14 protein-coding genes are annotated in these 18,580 nt (G+C 72.3%); 6 read left to right on the top strand and 8 right to left on the bottom strand.

Going from position 1 to position 18,580, the window contains the following annotated elements:
- Position 1 precedes the first annotated feature (1 nt).
- Genes ABD999_RS19230 through ABD999_RS19220 form a run of 3 tightly spaced genes read left to right on the top strand, consistent with a single transcriptional unit; the run spans position 2 to position 4,388 of the window.
- A complete protein-coding gene (locus ABD999_RS19230; RefSeq protein WP_271280030.1) occupies positions 2-2,842 on the top strand; it encodes a BTAD domain-containing putative transcriptional regulator in 2,841 nt (946 codons plus the stop codon).
- Entirely contained in the window at positions 2,839-3,468 is a 630-nt protein-coding gene (locus ABD999_RS19225) for a hypothetical protein (RefSeq protein WP_345482815.1), read from the top strand. The genes ABD999_RS19230 and ABD999_RS19225 overlap by 4 nt, the downstream gene beginning before the upstream one ends.
- Positions 3,465-4,388, top strand: a complete 924-nt coding sequence (locus ABD999_RS19220; RefSeq protein WP_271280474.1) for a hypothetical protein — start codon at positions 3,465-3,467, stop codon at positions 4,386-4,388. The genes ABD999_RS19225 and ABD999_RS19220 overlap by 4 nt, the downstream gene beginning before the upstream one ends.
- 68 nt (positions 4,389-4,456) lie before the next feature.
- Here ABD999_RS19220 and ABD999_RS19215 read toward each other — a convergent pair whose 3' ends face one another.
- From ABD999_RS19215 to ABD999_RS19195, 5 genes are all read right to left on the bottom strand, one after another.
- Positions 4,457-4,957, bottom strand: a complete 501-nt coding sequence (locus ABD999_RS19215) for a methylated-DNA--[protein]-cysteine S-methyltransferase (protein WP_148037006.1) — start codon at positions 4,955-4,957, stop codon at positions 4,457-4,459.
- The gene (locus ABD999_RS19210; protein WP_271280475.1) at positions 4,954-6,378 is read right to left on the bottom strand and encodes an AlkA N-terminal domain-containing protein; all 1,425 of its coding nucleotides are present in this window, start codon (positions 6,376-6,378) and stop codon (positions 4,954-4,956) included. Before ABD999_RS19210 ends, ABD999_RS19215 begins: the two co-directional genes overlap by 4 nt.
- 71 nt (positions 6,379-6,449) lie before the next feature.
- Positions 6,450-7,391, bottom strand: a complete 942-nt coding sequence (locus tag ABD999_RS19205) for an NYN domain-containing protein (protein WP_148037008.1) — start codon at positions 7,389-7,391, stop codon at positions 6,450-6,452.
- 107 nt (positions 7,392-7,498) lie between these two features.
- Positions 7,499-7,711, bottom strand: a complete 213-nt coding sequence (locus ABD999_RS19200; protein ID WP_148037009.1) for an acyl-CoA carboxylase subunit epsilon — start codon at positions 7,709-7,711, stop codon at positions 7,499-7,501.
- Positions 7,708-9,294, bottom strand: a complete 1,587-nt coding sequence (locus ABD999_RS19195; protein ID WP_271280399.1) for an acyl-CoA carboxylase subunit beta — start codon at positions 9,292-9,294, stop codon at positions 7,708-7,710. Before ABD999_RS19195 ends, ABD999_RS19200 begins: the two co-directional genes overlap by 4 nt.
- A 36-nt stretch (positions 9,295-9,330) precedes the next feature.
- Between ABD999_RS19195 and ABD999_RS19190 the strand changes: the two genes are divergently transcribed.
- The 3 genes from ABD999_RS19190 to ABD999_RS19180 all read left to right on the top strand — a co-directional run bounded on the left by ABD999_RS19190 (position 9,331) and on the right by ABD999_RS19180 (position 14,344).
- Positions 9,331-10,101, top strand: a complete 771-nt coding sequence (locus ABD999_RS19190) for an ABC transporter ATP-binding protein (protein WP_148037011.1) — start codon at positions 9,331-9,333, stop codon at positions 10,099-10,101.
- Positions 10,098-11,660: a hypothetical protein gene (locus ABD999_RS19185; protein ID WP_271280398.1), complete on the top strand. Its 1,563-nt coding sequence runs from the start codon at positions 10,098-10,100 to the stop codon at positions 11,658-11,660. The genes ABD999_RS19190 and ABD999_RS19185 overlap by 4 nt, the downstream gene beginning before the upstream one ends.
- Before the next feature lie 68 nt (positions 11,661-11,728).
- A complete protein-coding gene (locus ABD999_RS19180) occupies positions 11,729-14,344 on the top strand; it encodes a phosphoenolpyruvate carboxylase (protein WP_148037013.1) in 2,616 nt (871 codons plus the stop codon).
- A gap of 9 nt (positions 14,345-14,353) precedes the next feature.
- On the opposite strand, the gene ABD999_RS19175 is transcribed toward ABD999_RS19180, so the two are convergent.
- The 3 genes from ABD999_RS19175 to ABD999_RS19165 form a co-directional block, all read right to left on the bottom strand.
- A complete protein-coding gene (locus tag ABD999_RS19175) occupies positions 14,354-15,430 on the bottom strand; it encodes an epoxide hydrolase family protein (RefSeq protein WP_271278364.1) in 1,077 nt (358 codons plus the stop codon).
- A gap of 66 nt (positions 15,431-15,496) precedes the next feature.
- On the bottom strand, positions 15,497-16,336 hold the full coding sequence (gene fdhD / locus ABD999_RS19170; RefSeq protein WP_271278365.1) for a formate dehydrogenase accessory sulfurtransferase FdhD: 840 nt from the start codon (positions 16,334-16,336) through the stop codon (positions 15,497-15,499).
- Positions 16,333-18,537: an FdhF/YdeP family oxidoreductase gene (locus ABD999_RS19165; protein WP_271278366.1), complete on the bottom strand. Its 2,205-nt coding sequence runs from the start codon at positions 18,535-18,537 to the stop codon at positions 16,333-16,335. Before ABD999_RS19165 ends, fdhD begins: the two co-directional genes overlap by 4 nt.
- Between the last annotated feature and the right edge of the window lie 43 nt (positions 18,538-18,580).

The raw sequence follows: 18,580 nt of genomic DNA, 5'->3' as shown, positions 1-18,580 counted from the left end.
GATGTCAGGTCCGGCCCAGCATGCGCGCAGGCGGACGCCCGCGCGCATACCCCGCAGGCGCCGCCTGGGCGACGTGCTGGCCGGGCTCGGCGCGCTCGCGTCACTGCTGGCGCTCGTCGGCGGCGTCCCGTACGCGCTGCTGCTCTTCGTCGGCCCGCCGATCGGCCCCGAGCTGCTCGACCTGGACCTGCTCACCACCCGCATCGGGCCCAGCACGATCACGGCGGTGCTGATCCTGCTCGTCTGGCTGGCCTGGCTGCAGCTGTTCGCGTGCGTGGTGGTCGAGGTGTACGCGGGCGTGCGCCGGGTCGGGATGCCGGCCAGGGTGCCGCTGTCGGGCGGCACGCAGGCGCTGGTGAACAAGCTGGTCACGGCCGCGCTCGTGCTGTTCACCACGGGCGCCGCGATGGCGCCGATCGCCAGGCTGGCCACCCCGCCGCCCACCATGCCGCCGGTGACGGCGGTCGCGTTCACGGCCCCGGTCGTCGAGCAGCAGGTGGTCGACAACCAGCGGACGAAGAAGGTGTACGTGGTGCAGCCCCCGCACGGCCGTCACCACGAGAGCCTGTGGGAGATCGCCGAGAAGTGCCTCGGCGACGGCCGGCGCTATCCCGAGATCTTCCGGCTCAACCAGCACAAGGAGCAGCCCGACGGGGCGCGCCTGCGGATGGCCGACCTGATCAGGCCCGGATGGGTGCTCGACATGCCCGACGACGCGCGCAACACGCACATCGTCCCCGCCGGCCAGGCCAGGGCGCAGACCCTCAAGGAGCACCCCGGCCCGCCCAAGAAGTCCGCCACCGAGGGCGACCAGCGAGGCTCCGGCGACGAGCGTGCGGGCAAGGGCGGGTCCACGGACGCGCGGAAGGGCGAACGCGGCTCGGCCGGCGAACGGCCGGGCGAGCGGGGCTCGGGCGACCAGCGCTCGGGTGACCAGGGCACGGGCGACCAGCGCTCGAGTGAGCAGGGCGCGCGTGACGAGCGTTCGAACGACCAGCGCTCCGGCGAGCAGGGCGCGGCCGACGCGCAGGCGGGCGGGTCGGCGCTGCTCGACGTGCTGTCCGGGGCGTCGCTGGCCGCCGCCGGCCTGCTGGCCCTGCTCGCCGTGCGGCGGCGCGAGCAGCTCTGGCGCCGGCTGACCGGCCGCCGGGTGGCCCGCCCGCAGGGCGACGCCGCCGACGCCGAGGTGGCGCTCAGGATGGGCGCGGACATGCCCGGCGCCCGCATCCTCGACCTCGGGCTCCGGCTGCTCGGCGCCGAGCTGGGCGCCCAGGGCCGCACCCCGCCCACCGTCTACGCCGCCCACCTGTCGGCCCGTTCACTCGACCTGTGGATCCACCCCAAGGATGACCACCCGCCCGCCCCATGGACGGCCGACGACGGCGGCCAGGTCTGGCGGCTGCCCGCACGGGAGGGTCGCCTGCTGCCCGACCACGGGAGCCCGGCCGGAGACGATCCCGCGAACAGGCACACACACCTGGGCGGCGCACCGTACCCCGGACTGGTGTCGATCGGCACCGACCGGAGCGGCCGGGTGCTGGTCGACCTGGAGGCGGCGCAGGGCCTGATCAACATCCGCGGCCCGCAGACCACGGCCGCGCTCGCCGCGCTCGCCGTGGAGCTGGCCACCAACCGGTGGTCCGACCGCATGCGGGTCACGCTCGTCGGGTTCGGCGAGGAGCTGACCGCGATCGCCCCCGACCGGATCAGAGCCGTCGGGGGCCTGGCCGAGGTGCTGCCGGAGCTGGAGGCGACCGCCGCCCCCCGCGAGGCGGTGCTCACCGGTCGCGTCACCGGACGCCCCGGCGTCGCCCACTACCTGCTGTCGGCGGTGGCGCCCACCCACGACGAGGCCCGCCGCCTGGCCCTGCTCGCCAGGAACGACCTGGCCGGATACGTGGTCGCGGGCGACGTGCCGCACGCCACCTGGACCTGGGAGATCACCGAGGACGGCACGGCCAGGCTGCCGGAGCTGGGCTTCGAGGTGAAGGCCCAGCTGCTGCCGCGCCGCCACTACCGGGCGCTGGTCGACCTGTTCCGCACCGCCGACCGGGTCGACGGCGAGCCCATCCCCGGCCCCGAGCCGCTGGCCGACCTCCGCCCGCCCGCGGTCGAGATCAGGATCCTCGGCCCCGTCCAGGTCACCGGCCCGCAGCCGCTCGAAGAAGGACGGATGGCGCTCGCCGCCGAGCTGCTCGTCTACCTGGCCACCCACCCGGGCGGCGTGCACCCCGTCGTGCTCGGCGGCGTGCTGTGGCCGCGCGGCGTGCAGCCCTCGGTCAGGGACGCCACGATCGCCCGCGTCGCGTCCTGGCTCGGCCGCGAGCACCTGCGCGCCGACGAGTCCGGCCGGCTCTCGCTCGGGCCCGGCGTGCGCACCGACTGGGCGCTCTTCCGCGAGCTGGTACGCCGCTCGCACGGCGACCAGATGGCCAGGACCGTCCTGCTGGAGAAGGCGCTCGGCCTGGTCAGGGGCCCGCTGCTGAGGGACCGCCCGCGGGGCCGGTACGCGTGGCTGGCGGCGGACGAGCTGGAGTACGACGTGGCCGCGGAAGTCGCCGACGCGGCCCGCCGGCTGTGTGAGCTCCGGCTCGCCGAAGGGGAGCCGGAGGCCGCGATCGCCGCCGTGCGGGCCGCGCTGCTGCTCGCCCCCGACGACCAGAGTCTCTGGCGCGACCTGCTGCGCGCCGCCCACGCCACCGGCGACCTGGTCCGGCTGCGGGCCGTCATCGAGGGGCTGACCAGGCGCGCCGCCGGCAGCTTCGCCCCGGAAACCGAGGCGCTCATCGACGAGCTGCTGCCGTCGTGGCGCGTCCACCTCGTCAGGGAGTCCACGGCATGAAAAGGATCACGGCCGCGCTCGTACTCCTGCTGCTGGCAGGTTGCGGGCAGCCCGCCGAGCGGCCCTACCAGCCGCGCGAAGAACCCGCGCCCGCCACCGGTGCGGCGCGGGCGGAGCCCGGCGCGACGCGGCCGGAACCCACCCCGTCGCAGGCGGCGCCCACCGGGGCGCGGCCTGCGACCGCCGAGGTCGGCGACCTGCGGGTGCGGTTCGACTGGCCCGCCAAGGACACCGCGCTGCTGCGGCTGTTCCCCGCGTTCTACCTCGGCAAGTACGAGGCGGTGATCTCCGGTGACGACGGCTTCCTCGACCACGTCGAGCTCGAGTACCGGGTCAACGCGATCAAATGGGCGCGGGCCTTCACCGACAAGAAGCTCGAAGTGGCGGGCCGGTCGCGGCTCTACCGCATGAAGGTGAACGCGGTCGTCGGCCGGGGCGCCGAGGTCGACGTCTGCGTGGACGAGACGGACATGAAGGTCGTCTCCGCGGAGACGGGCGAGCCGGTCAAGCCGCAGCCCACCTCCATCCGCACGCCGTACCTGCAGAGGGTGCTCGCCCGCAAGGGCGACGACGGCGTGTGGCGCGTCAAGCAGATCGGTTACGGCAAAGAAGGGTGCGGGAGATGAAACCGCTGGTCGCCGTGGTCGTCGCGGGGTCGCTGCTGTTCGGCGCTCTCGACCCGCCGAGCGAGGACGTCAGGGTCGGAGGCTCGCAGAAGGACCGCACGTCCACGGTCGTCCTCGAACATTCCAAGATCACTATCTCCGGTGACGTGCGAAACGGCCGCAACGACGGCTACCAGATGAGAAGCCCTTGCTGGTATGAGCCGGGCCTGGACGCGGAGAAGATGTTCGAGCAGATGTCCGACCCGGTGGCCAACCGTGGCAGGGCGCAGACCGACGAGGAGGGCTTCCGCGCCTTCATCCAGCAGTTCAAGGACAAGCTGGGGCAACCCGGGCTGTGGTGGTCTCCCGCGTACAACAGCGGCGACCGGAGGGGCGCCGCCTGCTGGGCGGGGCTGGAGCAGTTCGTGTTCGTGCCGCCGGGGGAGACGCCGCCGAGTGGCATCACGTTCCAGGAGCTGGCCGAGATCGCCAGGGCCGCGCTGACGGTGCCGGAGGGCAAGGTCGAGCTGAACCCGGACGCCAAGAGCTACGTCAACCTGCCGACGTTCGTCTGGCTGGAGGGCGTGGGCGACACCACCCGGTCGGTGACCGCGACCCTGCCCGGCGTCATGAGCGCCACGGTGACCGCGACCCTGAGCGACATCAGGATCGACGCCGGCACCGGTTCCGACCGGGCCGAGGTGCGCGAGGACGGTTGCGGCGCGGCCGGCCGGCCGTACGCGCGGGGAGCGGAGTTCACCTGCGGCGTGCGCTACCTGCGGGCCTCGATCGACCGGCCGCGCGAGGTGTACGAGCTGACGGTGACCAGCGTGTGGCCGGTGACGGTGACGGGCGGGGCCGACATCCAGTTCGACCCGGTCCAGGTGGAGGCGACCAGGGACGTTCCGGTCGGCGAGGTGCAGAGCAACGTCCGGCCCTAGGACGCGGTCCGGCGGCGCCGCCGGGAATCGGCGCCGCCGGGCCGGCTGCCCGGCTGTTAGTTACGCGGTCAGTGACGTCCGGACTCGTGGGCGAGCAGCCACTCCTTGACGGCGACGCCGTAGTAGTAGCCGCCGAAGCCGCCCGTGCTGGGCAGGACGCGGTGGCAGGGCACGAACGGGGCGATCAGGTTCTGGGCGCAGGCGCCCCCCGCCGCCCTGGCCGCCGACCTGGGCATCCCCGCCCGTTCGGCCAGCTCCGCGTAGGTGACCGTGGTGCCCGCCTTGACCTCGCGCAGGGCCTGGTGGAGCGCCTTGCGCCGGAGCGAGCCCGGCTGCTCGGCCGGGACCGCGTCCAGGGCGTCGAGGTCGCCGGCGAAGTAGTCGCGCACCGCCCGCGACACCGGGCCGAGGTCGTCGACCACGGTCATGCCCTCGGCCTGGAGGGCGGGGGCGAGCCTGACGAACATCTCCTTGGGCTCGCCGGTGAAGCCGCCCGCGACGAGCACGCCGTCGCGAACCAGCACGGACAGTTCGCCCGCCGGGGTGGGCAGGACCTGAGCGTCGATCATCGATGACTCCAGAGGTGCAGGGCGGCGTAGGCCCGCCAGGGCCGCCACCGCTCAAGGTGATCCTTCGGGATGCCCAGCTCGGCCATGCGCCGGTCCAGCACCAGGTCTCCGGTGGGCCAGGCGTCGGGGTCGCGCAGCGCGCGCAGGGCGATGTAGCCGGCGGTCCACGGGCCGATGCCGGGGACCGCGAGCAGTTCCTTGACCGCCTCGGCGGGCTCCTGCGCGCCGTCGAGGTCGATCAGTCCGCCGGCCACGCGGGCGGCCAGCTCTTTCAGGGTGGTGACGCGCCTGCCGGTCAGCCCGAGGCCGGTCAGGTCGGCGTCGAGCAGCTCGGCGGCGGTGGGGAACAGCCGCCCGTCCGAGCCCGCCCGCGCCACGACGCGGCCCAGCAGGGTACGGGCGCCCGCCACGGAGATCTGCTGGCCGACGACGGCGCGCACGGCCAGCTCGAACCCGTCGAACGTGCCCGGCACCCGGAGCCCCGGCCTGGCCTCGACGAGCGGGGCCAGCGAGGTCCGGCCGAGCGCGTCGCGGATGGCCTCCGGGTCGGCGTCCAGGTCCAGCAGCCGCCGGCAGCGTGCCACGATGCGGGCGAGCTGCCGGGTGTCGTCCACCGTCACGTCCAGCGCCAGATGGCCGGGGTGCGCGGTGAGCGTGATCGTCCCGCCGGGCATGTTGCGGCTGTAGGCGGTGGCGTCCGCCGCCTCCAGCCCCGGCACGGCACGCGCGGCGAGGAAGCCGAAGACCCCTGCCACCTCGTACGGCTCCCGCCGATGCAGCCGCAACCGCAACGACGCGGCCCCGGGGACGGGATCGGCGGTGGGCACGGGCGCGGACACCCTGGCCCACCCGCCGGCCGTCGCGCGCAGTTCGCTCGGCGTGAACCCGTACGTCTCCCGCATCGTCGCGTTGAACTGCCGGACGCTGCCGAAACCGGCGGCGAACGCCACGTCGGTGACCGGCAGCGCCGTCTCCGTCAGCAACTGCTTGGCCAGCAGCAGCCGCCGGGTCCTGGCCACCGCGAGCGGCCCGGCGCCGAGCTCGGCGACGAACAGCCGGTGCAGGTGGCGCTCGGTGATGTGCAGCCGCCTGGCCAGGCCGGCGACGCCGTCCTCGTCCGCGGCCCCGTCGTCGATCAGCCGCAGCGCCCTGCCGATGAGGTCGCCGCGGGTGTCCCAGCCGGGGTCGCCGGGCGAGAGCTCGGGCCGGCAGCGCTTGCACGGCCGGTACCCGGCGGCCTCCGCCGAGGCGGCATGCCGGTAGAAGCGCACGTTGCGGGCGGCCGGCGTGCGCGCCGGGCAGATCGGACGGCAGTAGATCCGCGTCGTCTTCACCGCCGTGTAGAACCGCCCGTCGAACCGGGCGTCCCGCGCCGAGACGGCTCGGTAGCAGGCGTCGAAGTCGAGCTCCAAGGGCGACATGCTTCGAGACTATGCCTGCTCACCGGCACCGACTGGCGGGAATCGGACCTGACCGCGAAGGCCCAGGTCAGCTACTTGGACGAGACGCCCACCCCGAGATCGAACTCGCGGTAGACGCGCGCCCAGAACCCGTCACGCAGCCACACCCGGGCCTCAGGGTAGGGCCGCAGCGAGTGGCCCAGCTCCTTCTCCGCCTCGATCAGCAGCTCGGTGTCGATCACGGTGGGCAGGATGGGGCCGGGCAGCAGGTCGCGGATGTTGTCGCGGCCCCGCGTCAGGATCCACTTCTGCGCGACGTGCTCGCCGACGTCCTCCACCCGGGGCCGGCTCGGCCCGAGCTTGGCCACCTGGCCGGGCTTGACGTGCGGCTTGACCGGCGAGCGGCCCGCGAACACCTGGGCGGGCGACGGCGCCGCCGCCGGCGGGGCGACCGCCACGGGCTGCGGAGCACGGCTGAAAAAGGGCCTCAGGAAATCAGCGCTGATCACTTCCACGGTGTCGGACTCCCACACCAGGCGCTCGGCCTGGTTGGTGCCGTAGGGCGGCTCCACCCCCCAGAGGTGGATGCGCACCCCGTACGCCTGCGCGGCCTCCACGGCGGGGACCATGTCCTCGTCGCCGGCCAGCAGGATGGTGTCGGTCACCGCGTGGTGCCTGGCCAGCGCCTCCAGGTCGCTCCTGATCTGCGCGTCGACGCCTTTCTGCTGGCCGCGCGCGTTCAGGTTGCCCAGCCGCACCTTCACCCAGGGCAGCTGGGCGATGACCCGCTGGTCGACGGTGGGCACGCGGTCACGGGCGGCGTCATACCAATAGATCCGCAACAGCTCACCAGAAATACGTTCCTCTGCATGTTTCTGAAGGCTCTGGATGAGCTCATCGGCGGCCACACGATATTCCTTGCGTTCCTTGGCGCCAAGGAGCACTTCACCCGCGGCAGCGTAGAGATAACCGACGTCCACCAGGACGGCGTACTTCGCTGCCACAGGGTGCGGCACCAGGTCTGGGATGGCCATGATGTCCTCCAGGCCGGAGCATTAGTTGATCGGCCGACTATATACGCCTACTTTCTCTAGATAGTCCCAACTACCGGAGAACTTGACACCCGATTCTCGGGATCGATCTAGGGCAGGGCACTCATCCGCCAAGCCGTCTTCCCCGGTGTGAGTGGGTTACGCATGCTTCGCGCAGGGTTTCGCCAAGATTGCGTCCGGGGCCGCGCCGGAGGTTCCGGCGCGGCGGGGCGGGCGGCGAGCACGGCGACCAGTGCCGCGAGTTCCTCGGGCGTGGCGTCGCCGCGCACGATGCGCAGGTGGGGACGTGACTGCTCGGTCATAGCGGGATGTTCCCATGCTTCTTGGGCGGGAGGGAGGCGCGCTTGTTGCGCAGCGCGCGCAGCGCCTTGACGACCTGGGCGCGGGTCTCGGAGGGGCGGATCACCGCGTCCACGTAGCCGCGTTCGGCGGCGATGTAGGGGTTGGCCAGCGTGTCCTCGTACTCGGTGACGCGCCTGGCGCGCTCGCTGTCGGGCTCGTCGGCGGCGGCCAGCTCGCGGCGGTAGAGGATGTTGACCGCGCCCTGCGCGCCCATGACCGCGATCTGCGCGGTGGGCCAGGCGAGGTTCACGTCGGCGCCGAGGTGCTTGGAGCCCATGACGTCGTAGGCGCCGCCGTACGCCTTGCGGGTGATGACGGTGACCAGCGGGACGGTCGCCTCGGCGTAGGCGTACAGCAGCTTGGCGCCGCGGCGGATGATTCCGTTCCATTCCTGATCAGTGCCGGGGAGGAAACCCGGGACATCAACAAAAGTCAGGATCGGAATATTGAAGGCATCACATGTTCGAATAAAGCGGGCGGCCTTCTCGGATGCGTTGATATCCAGACATCCGGCGAAATGCATGGGCTGGTTGGCGACGACGCCGACCGGCCGCCCGTCCACCCGGCCGAACCCGACGACGATGTTCTGCGCGAAGAGCTCCTGCACCTCCAGGAACTCCCCGTCGTCGAGCACGTGCTCGATCGCCCGGCGCATGTCGTACGGCTGGTTGGCCGAGTCCGGGATCAGCTCGTCCAGCTCCTGGTCGGGCTCCAGGTCCTCGGCGGCCTCGTACGCGGGAGCCTCGTCCAGGTTGTTGGTCGGCAGGTAGGACAGCAGCGCCTTGACGTACTCCAGCGCGTCGGTCTCGTCCGACGCCTGGTAGTGGGCCACGCCCGACCTGGAGTTGTGCGCGTGCGCCCCGCCCAGCTCCTCGAACGTGACCTCCTCGCCGGTGACCGTCTTGATGACGTCGGGGCCCGTGATGAACATGTGGGAGGTCTGGTCGACCATGACCACGAAGTCGGTCAGCGCGGGGGAGTAGACGTGGCCGCCGGCGGCGGCGCCCATGATGAGGGAGATCTGCGGGATCACGCCCGAGGCGTGCACGTTGCGCTTGAAGATCTCGGCGTACAGGCCGAGCGCGACCACGCCCTCCTGGATACGGGCCCCGCCGCCCTCGTTGATGCCGATGATCGGGCAGCCGGTCTTCAGCGCCATGTCGAGCACCTTGACGATCTTCTCGCCGTAGACCTCGCCGAGCGAGCCGCCGAACACGGCGACGTCCTGTGAGAAGACGCACACCTGCCGGCCGTCGACGGTGCCGTAACCGGTGATCACCCCGTCGCCGTAGGGACGCTTCTTCTCCAGGCCGAACATGCTCGACCGGTGCCTGGCGAACTCGTCGAACTCCACGAACGAGTCCTCGTCCAGCAGCGCGAGCACCCGCTCGCGCGCGGTCATCTTGCCCTTGGCGTGCTGTTTCTCGACAGCGGCGGCGGACCCGGCGTGCAGCGCCTCGTCCCGCCGCCGTTCCAGGTCAGCGATCTTCCCAGCCGTGGTGTGGATGTCCGGCATGGCCGGCACAGGTTCAGCAGCGCTCATGCGCGCAAGAGTAAACCCTGCTCATAGAGTGGCTTCATGAAGGATGCCGTTCGGACCAGCGGCCTGTTCAAAAGATACGGGCCGCAGATCGCAGTCGCGGGCGTCGACCTGGTCGTGCCGGCGGGCAGTTTCGCCGGTCTGGTCGGGCCCAACGGGGCCGGCAAGACCACCACCCTCAGCATGATCACCGGCCTGCTCCGGCCCGACGGCGGCCACGCCGAGATCGACGGCTTCCACGTCTGGCGCGACCCCGTCGCGGTCAAGGCACGCATCGGCGTGCTGCCCGAGGGGCTGCGCCTGTTCGAGCGGCTGTCCGGCCGTGAGCTGCTCCTCTACAACGGCAGGCTGCGCGGCATCCCCAAGGCGGAGGTCGAGCGGCGCGCCACCGACCTGCTGCAGCTGATGGACCTGGCCGGCGCGGCCGACAAGCTCGTCGTCGACTACTCCACCGGCATGCGCAAGAAGATCGGCCTGGCGGCGGCGCTGCTCCACAACCCGTCCGTGCTCTTCCTCGACGAGCCGTTCGAGGGCGTCGACCCGGTCAGCGCCAACACCCTCACCGAGGTGCTGCGCGCCTTCACCGCCTCCGGCTCCACCGTGATCTTCTCCAGCCACGTCATGGACCTGGTCGAGCGGCTGTGCGACTGGGTGTCGGTGATGAACGGCGGCCACATCGTCGCCCAGGGCCCGCTGGAGCGGGTGCGCGACGGGCGCAGTCTCAACCAGGCGTTCCTGGAGCTCGTCGGCGGCCCGCAGACCGGCGGCGGCACCGGGCTGACCTGGCTCGGGCAGCGGGACACGCCGTGACCACCGTCCGCCTCTTCGCCGAGCTCAAGCTCCGCCTGCTGGCCGGCAACCTGCGCGGAGACCTCGCGCGCAAGCTCGGCTTCGTCTTCACCCTCGTCATGGCCGCGTTCCTGGCCGCGCTCGGCTTCTTCCTGATGAGCCTGGTCCGGCTGGCGCAGCCGGAGATCGCCGCCGACATCGTCATCGTGGTGTTCACCCTGTTCCTGGTGAGCTGGATGATCGTGCCACTGCTGGCGTTCGGCCTGGACGACACGCTCGACCCGGCGCGGCTTGCGCTGTTCCCGCTGCCGACCGCGCGGCTGGCCGTGGGCATGTTCACCGCCTCGGCCACCGGCGTGTGGCCGGCGGCGACGCTGATCGTCACGGCCGGCGCGCTGGCCGGGCTGGCCTCCGGCGCCGGCGGGTTCCTGATCGGCGTGCCGGCCGTGCTGCTGCAGTTCGCGCTCTGCCTGGTCGCCTCCCGGCTGGTGACCACCTCGCTGTCCAGCGCGCTGCGCACCCGGCGCGGGCGCGACGTGCTCGCGGTGGCCGCGATCGGCGCGGTGCTGCTCTTCCAGCTGCCCAACCTGCTGATCAACAGCGACCTGGGCGACCCGCTGTCGCTGTTGCACGGCACCGCCGCCGTGCTGCGCTGGACGCCCTCCGGCATGGCCGCGCACGCGATCGCCGACGGCGGCCTGGTGGGCGTGGCCGAGCTGGCCGTCGTGGCGCTCGTGGTGGTCGCCGCCGCCTGGCTGTGGATCAAGGCGCTGAGCCGCGCCCTGGTCACGCCCGACGTGTCGAACGAGGCCGCCACCGTACGCCGTGACAGCGGTCTCGTCGACCGGATCGTGCCCGACGGGCCGCTGGCGGCCGTGGTGACCAAGGAGCTCAAGTACATCCGGCGCGAGCCCCGCTACCGCGTCGTCTGGTTCACCGCGGTGGTGGTGACCGCCGTGCTGGCGATCTCGTTCGGCCGGGGTGACGGCCCCAGCGGGCCCGGTGTGCCGATCATGCTCACCGCGGCCGGCGGGCTGATGGTGTCGCTGCAGCTGTGCAACGCGTTCGGCATCGACGGCCGCTCCCTGTGGATGAACGCCGTGGCGATCGGCTCCGAGCGCGGTCTCAGCGTCGACCTGGCGGGCCGCCACCTGGCCAACGCGCTGGTCGCGGCGCCGATGCTGGTGGCGATCGCGGTCGTCACCGGGGTGCTGACCGGCAGTCCGGGCGCGATCGTCTGGGCGGTCTTCGCGGGCCTGGGCGCGCTGGGCATCGGGTGCGGCGTCGGCGCCGTGACCAGCGTCGTCATCCCGTACACGATCCCCGAGCGGCTCAACGCCTTCACCGGCGCCGCGCCCGGCCAGGGCGGGCAGGCGTTCGCCTCGTCCATGGGCGCGATGGTCGGCATCTCCCTGCTGACGCTGCCGTTCATCGTGCCGATGCTCTTCGGCCTGCTCTGGGTGTGCGCGCTCGCGCCCTTCTACGGCCTGGCCGCGGAGGTGCTCGGCCGCAGGCTCGGCGCGCGTATCGGCTTCGCCAGGATGCCCGAGCTGCTGGCCGCCGTCTCGAAGCCCGCCTGACCAGTGGTCTAGTCCAATAAGTGAGACCCCTCTGCGGCGTCCAGGAAGCGGTGTATACGCTTCGAAGCATGATTGACCAGGGGCTGGAGCATCGCAGTGCCGCAGTGACCGAGATGCCCGACGAGCTGCGCAGAGACGTGCGGTTGCTCGGCAGCCTGCTCGGGGAGGTGATCGCCGAGCAGGGCGGCGAAGATCTGCTGGCCGACGTCGAACGCCTGCGCAAGGCCGTCATCGCCGCCCGCAGAGGCGAGGTGTCCGGCGACGAGATCGTCGAGATGGTGTCCGGGTGGGAGATCGACCGGGCGGTGGAGATCGCCCGCGCGTTCACGTGTTACTTCCACCTGGCCAACCTGGCCGAGGAGCACTACCGCATCCGCTCCCTGCGCCGCCGCGACACCGAGGACGGGGTGCAGCGCGAGTCGCTGGCGCACGCCGTGCAGGAGCTGGGCGCCGAGCGCGTCGCCGAGCTCGTCCGCGACCTGGAGCTGCACCCCGTGCTGACCGCCCACCCGACCGAGGCGCGCAGGCGCGCCGTCGCCACCGCCATCCAGCGCGTCAGCCACCAGCTCACCGAGTACGACGCGCCCGAGCGGGGCGCCTCCGAGCGGGCCGAGTCCAGGCGCCGCCTGCTGGAGGAGATCGACCTGCTCTGGCGTACGGCGCAGCTCCGCAACACCCGGCTGGACCCGCTCGACGAGGTCCGCACCGCCATGGCGGCCTTCGACGAGACCCTGTTCAGGGTGGTGCCGCAGGTCTACCGGTCGCTGGACGCGGCGCTGCACGACAGCGTCGGCGAGCCGCTCGCCCGGCCGTTCATCCGCTTCGGCAGCTGGATCGGCGGCGACCGCGACGGCAACCCCAACGTCACCGCCAAGGTCACCCGCGAGGCCATCCAGATCCAGGCCGAGCACGTGCTCACCGCCCTGGAGAACGCCTGCCTGCGGATCGGCCGCACGCTCACCGCCTCGGCCCAGTTCGCCCCCGCCTCGCCCGAGCTGCGCGCCGCGCTGGCCGCCGCCGTCGACCACCACCCCGACCTGGTCTCCGAGCTGGCCACCCGGTCGCCGCGGGAGCCGCACCGGCAGTGGCTGCTGTTCGTCGCCGCCCGCGTCGCCGCCACCCGCAGCCGCGACCTCGACCTCGCCTACCGCGGCCCCGCCGAGCTGCTCGCCGACCTGCGCCTCGCGCAGGACTCGCTCGCCAAGACCGCGGTACGCCAGGCGTACGGGGAGCTGCAGCACCTGATCTGGCAGGTGGAGACGTTCGGCTTCCACCTGGCCGAGCTGGAGGTCCGCCAGCACTCCCAGGTGCACGCGGCGGCCCTGGAGGAGATCCGCGCGGGCGGCGAGCTGTCGGAGCGCACCGAGGAGGTGCTGGCCACGATCCGGGTCATCGCCTGGATCCAGGACCGGTTCGGCGTCGAGGCCTGCTCCCGCTACGTGGTCTCGTTCACCCGCTCCGCCGACGACGTCGCCGCCGTGCACGAGCTGGTGTCGCACGCCCTCGGCGCGCGCCCGCTGGCGCTGGACGTGGTGCCGCTGTTCGAGTCGGGCGAGGACCTGGTCAACTCGCCCCGCGTGCTCACGGGCATGCTCGACATCCCGCAGGTCCAGCAGCGGCTGGCCGACACCGGGCGGCGCATGGAGATCATGCTGGGTTACTCCGACTCGGCCAAGGAGCTCGGCCCGGCCGCCGCGACCCTCCGCCTGTACGAGGCGCAGGAGCAGCTCACGGCGTGGGCCGCCGCGCACGACGTCAAGCTGCGGATGTTCCACGGCCGCGGCGGCGCGCTCGGCCGGGGAGGCGGCCCGGCCAACCGCGCCGTGCTCGCCCAGGCGCCCGGCTCGGTCGCCGGCCGATTCAAGGTCACCGAGCAGGGCGAGGTCATCTTCGCCCGCTACGCCCACATGGCGATCGCCCGCCGCCACCTGGAGCAGGTCGCCAACGCCGTCCTGCTGGCCTCCTCCCCGGCGGTCGGCGCCCGCACCGCCGCCGCCGCCGAACGCTTCCGCCCGCTCGCCGAGCGGGTCGCCCGCGCGTCCGAGGAGGCGTACCGCGCGCTCACCGAGGCCCCCGGCTTCCCTGAATGGTTCGCCCTGGTCAGCCCGCTGGAGGAGATCGGCTCCCTGCGCCTCGGCTCCCGCCCGGCCCGCCGGGGCCTGGGCGCCCCGCGCTCGCTGGACGACCTGCGGGCCATCCCGTGGGTGTTCGCCTGGGCCCAGACCCGCGTCAACCTGCCGGGCTGGTACGGCATCGGCACCGGCCTGGCGGCCGCCGACTCCCTGGAGGAGCTGCAGGCCGCCTACGCCGAGTGGCCGCTGTTCAACTCGCTGCTCGACAACGCCGAGATGTCGCTGGCCAAGACCGACCGCTCCATCGCGGCCCGCTACCTGGCGCTCGGCGGCAGGGACGACTTCGCCGAGCAGGTCCTGGAGGAGTACGACCGCACCCGCAGGCTGGTGCTGAAGGTCACCGGCCACAAGCGCCTCCTGGAGAACCGCAAGGTCCTCTCGCGCGCCGTCCAGCTCCGCGACCCGTACGTCGACGCCCTGTCACACCTGCAACTGCGTGCCCTGACGGTGCTGCGCACCGGCGACCCGTCCGACCACGAACGCGACCGCCTGTCCACGCTCCTCCTGCTGTCCGTCAACGGGGTGGCGGCAGGTCTGCAGAACACGGGCTGATGCCGGGGGTCAGGTCAGGCTGAGGAAGAAGTCGCGGACGTCCGAGGTGAGGGCGTCCGTGGCGGTGTGGGCCGTGTAGTGGCCGCGGGCCGGGGCCGGCAGCGTCTTCCAGGAGACGATCCGGGTGTGGTCGCGGTCCGCGAACGGCCGGATCGACTTGAAGTCGCCCTCGCCCATCGCCAGCGCGATCGGCACCGTCGTGGGCTCCTTGGGCTGCTCGGCGCGGGCGTTCTCCCAGTAGAGCCGGAGCGCCGACGCGGCGGTGCCGGTGAACCAGTGGATGGCGGCGTGGGTCAGCACGAAGTCGTCGTCCAGGTCCTCGTCGAAGAGCTGGGCCAGCCAGCCGACCAGGCCCGAGGGGGAGTCCATGAGGGCGTGGGCCAGGGTCTGCGGCTGCTGCGAGTGCAGGACGTTGAAGGCGCCCTTCTCCTTCCAGAACCAGTCGAGGACGGCCAGGCCCTGCTGGTCCTCCTCCGAGAGGCCGGCGAACTCGGCCGGGTCGCCCGACGGGAAGGAGAAGAGCTGGGTCACGTGGACGCCGACGCAGTGGCCGGGGTCCACCCGGCCGATCTCGGGAGAGATCATCGAGCCGGCGTCGTTGCCCACCGCGCCGTAGCGGGTGTAGCCGAGGCGGGCCATCAGCTCGGCCCAGGCGCGGGCGATGCGCACGTTGTTCCAGCCCAGCTCCCTGGTCGGGCCGGAGAAGCCGTAGCCGGGCAGCGACGGGACGACCAGGTGGAAGTGGCGCGACAAGGGCTCGATGGCGTCGAGATACTCGGCGAAGCTGCCCGGCCAGCCGTGGGTGAGGATCAGCGGCAGCGCGTCCGGGTTGTCGGAGCGGACGTGGACGAAGTGGATGTCCTGCCCGTCGATCTCGGTGACGAACTGCGGGTGGGCGTTGAGGCGGGCCTCGACGGCCCGCCAGTCGAAACCGTCGCGCCAGTACGAGACCAGCCGCTGGACCCGCGAGACCGGGACGCCCTGGTCGGCGCCGGGGATCTCGTCGGCGAAGCGGGTCAGGGCCAGGCGGGCCCGCAGGTCGTCGAGGTCGGCCTGGGGGATCTCGATGCGGAAGGGACGGATCACGGGAGGCTCCTCGGAAGAGAACGGAACGGCTTGTTCTGTTCCCCAACTATAGCAGAACGGAATGCTTCATTCCATAAGAATCCGCTCATGGCCGGCATAGACGTTGCACCGCTCCCCCCGCAGGAAGCCCACCAGCGTCAGCCCGAACTCCATGGCCAGGTCGACCGCCAGCGACGAGGGCGCCGACACCGCGCACACCACCGGCACCCCGGCCGCCAGCGCCTTCTGCATGATCTCGTAGCCGGCCCGGCCGCTCACCATGAGCACGTGCCCGGCCAGCGGCAGCCGGTCGTTCATGGCCGACCAGCCGACGAGCTTGTCGACGGCGTTGTGCCGGCCGACGTCCTCCCGTACCGCCAGAAGGGCGCCGTCGGCGGTGAACAGGCCGGCCGCGTGCAGCCCGCCGGTCTTGCCGAACACGCCCTGGCCCGCGCGCAACGCGTCCGGCAGCCCGTACAGGACCTCGGGGTCGATGGGCGGCCCGCCCGGCGGGAGCGGGGCGCACCGCTCGTGCAGCCGGTCCAGGCTCGCCGAGCCGCACACGCCGCACGCGCTGGAGGTCACGAAGTGACGCTCCAGGGCGGGCAGGTCGGGGATCGGCCCGCGCAGCCGCACGGTGACGGTGTTGTAGCGCTCCTCCGGCGGCAGGTCCTCGTCGGTGCAGTACGCGATGGACGCGATCTCCCCGGGCCCGGCCAGGCCCTCGCCGTGCAGGAACCCGGCGGCCAGCTCGAAGTCGTGCCCCGGCGTGCGCATGGTGATCGCCACCGTCTTGCGCGCCCCGCCGAGCCCGACGAGCCGTATCTCCAGCGGCTCCTCGGTGGCCAGGTTGTCGCGGCGCTCGCGGGCCGTGCGCCCGTTCAGCTCGCGGATCCGGGCGCGGCTGGTGGGGCCGGGCCTGCTCACAGTGCCCGCACGGTGACGACGGCGTTGTAGTCGGGGATCCGCGCCTGCGGTGACCGGCGCGTCTCGTCCAGCAGCACGTTGCCCTCCGGCCAGTGGACCTGCAGGTTGCCGGGCACGAGCGGGGCGCGCAGCACCTTGCCCCGGTACGAGCGCTCGCCCGCGCGCAGCTCGACCGGGGTGCCGTCGGGCAGGCCGAGCCGGTCGGCGTCGTACGGGCTCATCAGCACGGCCTCGCGCATCGCGCCGTTGAAGCCGTCCATGCGCTCGTGGACCATGCTGTTGAACTGCTTGCCGCGCCGGGTGGCGACGGAGAACGCGCCGTCGGGCCGCTCCAGCGCCGGTGGATCGACCGCCGAGAACCCGCCCCGCCCGTCGGGGGTGGGGAAGCGGCCGTCGGGGCAGAGGTGGCGGCCGCCATACTGGACGCTGTCGCCGAACCGCCGCAGCCCGGCGATGCCTTCGTAGAAGGGCACCGCGCGCTCGATCTCCTCGCGGATCGCGGGCGTGCCGGTGAACCTCACGAGTCTTGAAATTTCGGGACGTGTGGTGGCGGCCAGCTCGGTGAAGATCTTCCACTCCGGCCACGCCTCGCCGATCCGCGGCCCCTCCACCTCCGGCGAGAAGATCACCCGCCGCTCGGTCGACGTCTCGGTCACCCCGCCCGCCATCTCGTAGCGCGTCTGCGCGGGCAGCAGCAGCACGTCGCCCTCGGCAGGCACGAGCATCTGCGACGACAGCACGATGTCGATGTGCACCCGCAGCTTGAGCCGGGACAGCGCCTCCCGGCAGTAGTCAGGGTCGGGCAGCACCTCCAGGAAGTTGCCGCCGGAGGAGACCAGCGCGTCCAGCTCCCGCGCGTGCGCCGCGTCGATCATGTCAGTCGCCGTCAGCCCCGGCGAAGAAGGCACCTCGAACCCCCACATCCCGGAGAACTTCGCCGCGTTCTCCGGCGTGACGGGCAGCCCGCCCGGCAGCCCGGTCGCGTACGCCCCCATCTCGGCCCCGCCCTGCACGCCGCTGTGGCCGCGGATCGGCATCAGCCCGCACCCGTCGCGCCCCACGAAGCCTCTGGCCAGCGCCAGGTTGACGATCGCGCGTACGTTGTCCTCGCCGTGGGTGTGCTGGGTGATGCCCATCGACCACACCAGCACGGCCGAGCGGGCCTCGCCCAGCATCCTGGCCAGCCGCAGCATCTCGTCCCTGGTCGACCCCGACAGCGCCTCCAGCACCTCCCACGACTGCTCCGACACGGCCCGGCGGGCCTCCTCGAAGCCGGTGGTGTGCCCGGCGACGAACTTCTCGTCGATCCAGTCGTTCTCGATCAGGTGCTTGAGCACCCCGTTGAGGAAGCCGATGTCGCCGCCCTGGTGAACCCCGAAGAACTCATCGGTGATCTTCGTGCCGAACAGGGCCGACTCGGCGTTGGACGGCACCCAGTAGCGTTCCATGCCGGGCTCGCGGTAGGCGTTGACCATCGCGATCCGGGTGCCGGCCTTCTTGGCGTGGTAGAGATACTTCATCGCCACCGGCTGGTTGTTCGACGGGTTCGACCCGATGAACACGATCAGGTCGGAGCCGATCCAGTCCTGATACGAGCAGGTCGTGGCCGCCGCCCCGATGGTGTCCTTGAGCGCCACCGTCGACGGCGAGTGGCAGATGCGGGCGGCGTTGTCGACGTTGTTGGTGCCGAGCGCCCGCACCGCCTTCTGGGCCGCGTAGTAGTTCTCGTTCGGCATGCCGCGGCTGGTCAGGTAGGCGCCGAAGCGCGCGTCGCGCAGCCCGCCGGCCGCCACCCGCAGCGCCTCGTCCCACGACACGCGGGTGAAGCCGGGCTCGCCGGCGCGCCGCAGCATCGGGTACGGCAGCCGCCCCAGCTCCCGCAGCTCGGCGCTCCTCTTCCCGGCGAGCCGGGAAGCGTCCGCCAGCACCGACACGTCGAGCGCGGGCATCGTGTTGAGCGGCAGCAGCCGCAGCCTGATGTTGCACAGGTGGACCTCCCGCATGGTCCAGTCACGCATGCCCTTGGTGCCGAGCGCGCACCCGTCGCACGTCCCCCGGGTGAGGATCCGCCACGCGTAGCGCCTGTTGCCCTTGACCGACCGGAAGGCCTTGATCAGCTCCAGGTAGTTGTTCGGCTTGCGCAGCCCGAGGCCGAACGGCCGCCACGAGGCCCAGTTGCGCGGATCCAGTCGCTTGCTCATGCGTCCATCTTGCTCCTGGCCGATCCGTGGTTCCGCCCGGCCC

Origin of the sequence: Nonomuraea ferruginea (genome assembly GCF_039540635.1) — a bacterium.
GTDB lineage: Bacteria > Actinomycetota > Actinomycetes > Streptosporangiales > Streptosporangiaceae > Nonomuraea > Nonomuraea ferruginea.
The sequence above is the reverse complement of the archived record's forward strand: the minus strand, read 5'-3'. Positions and strand labels throughout refer to the sequence as shown.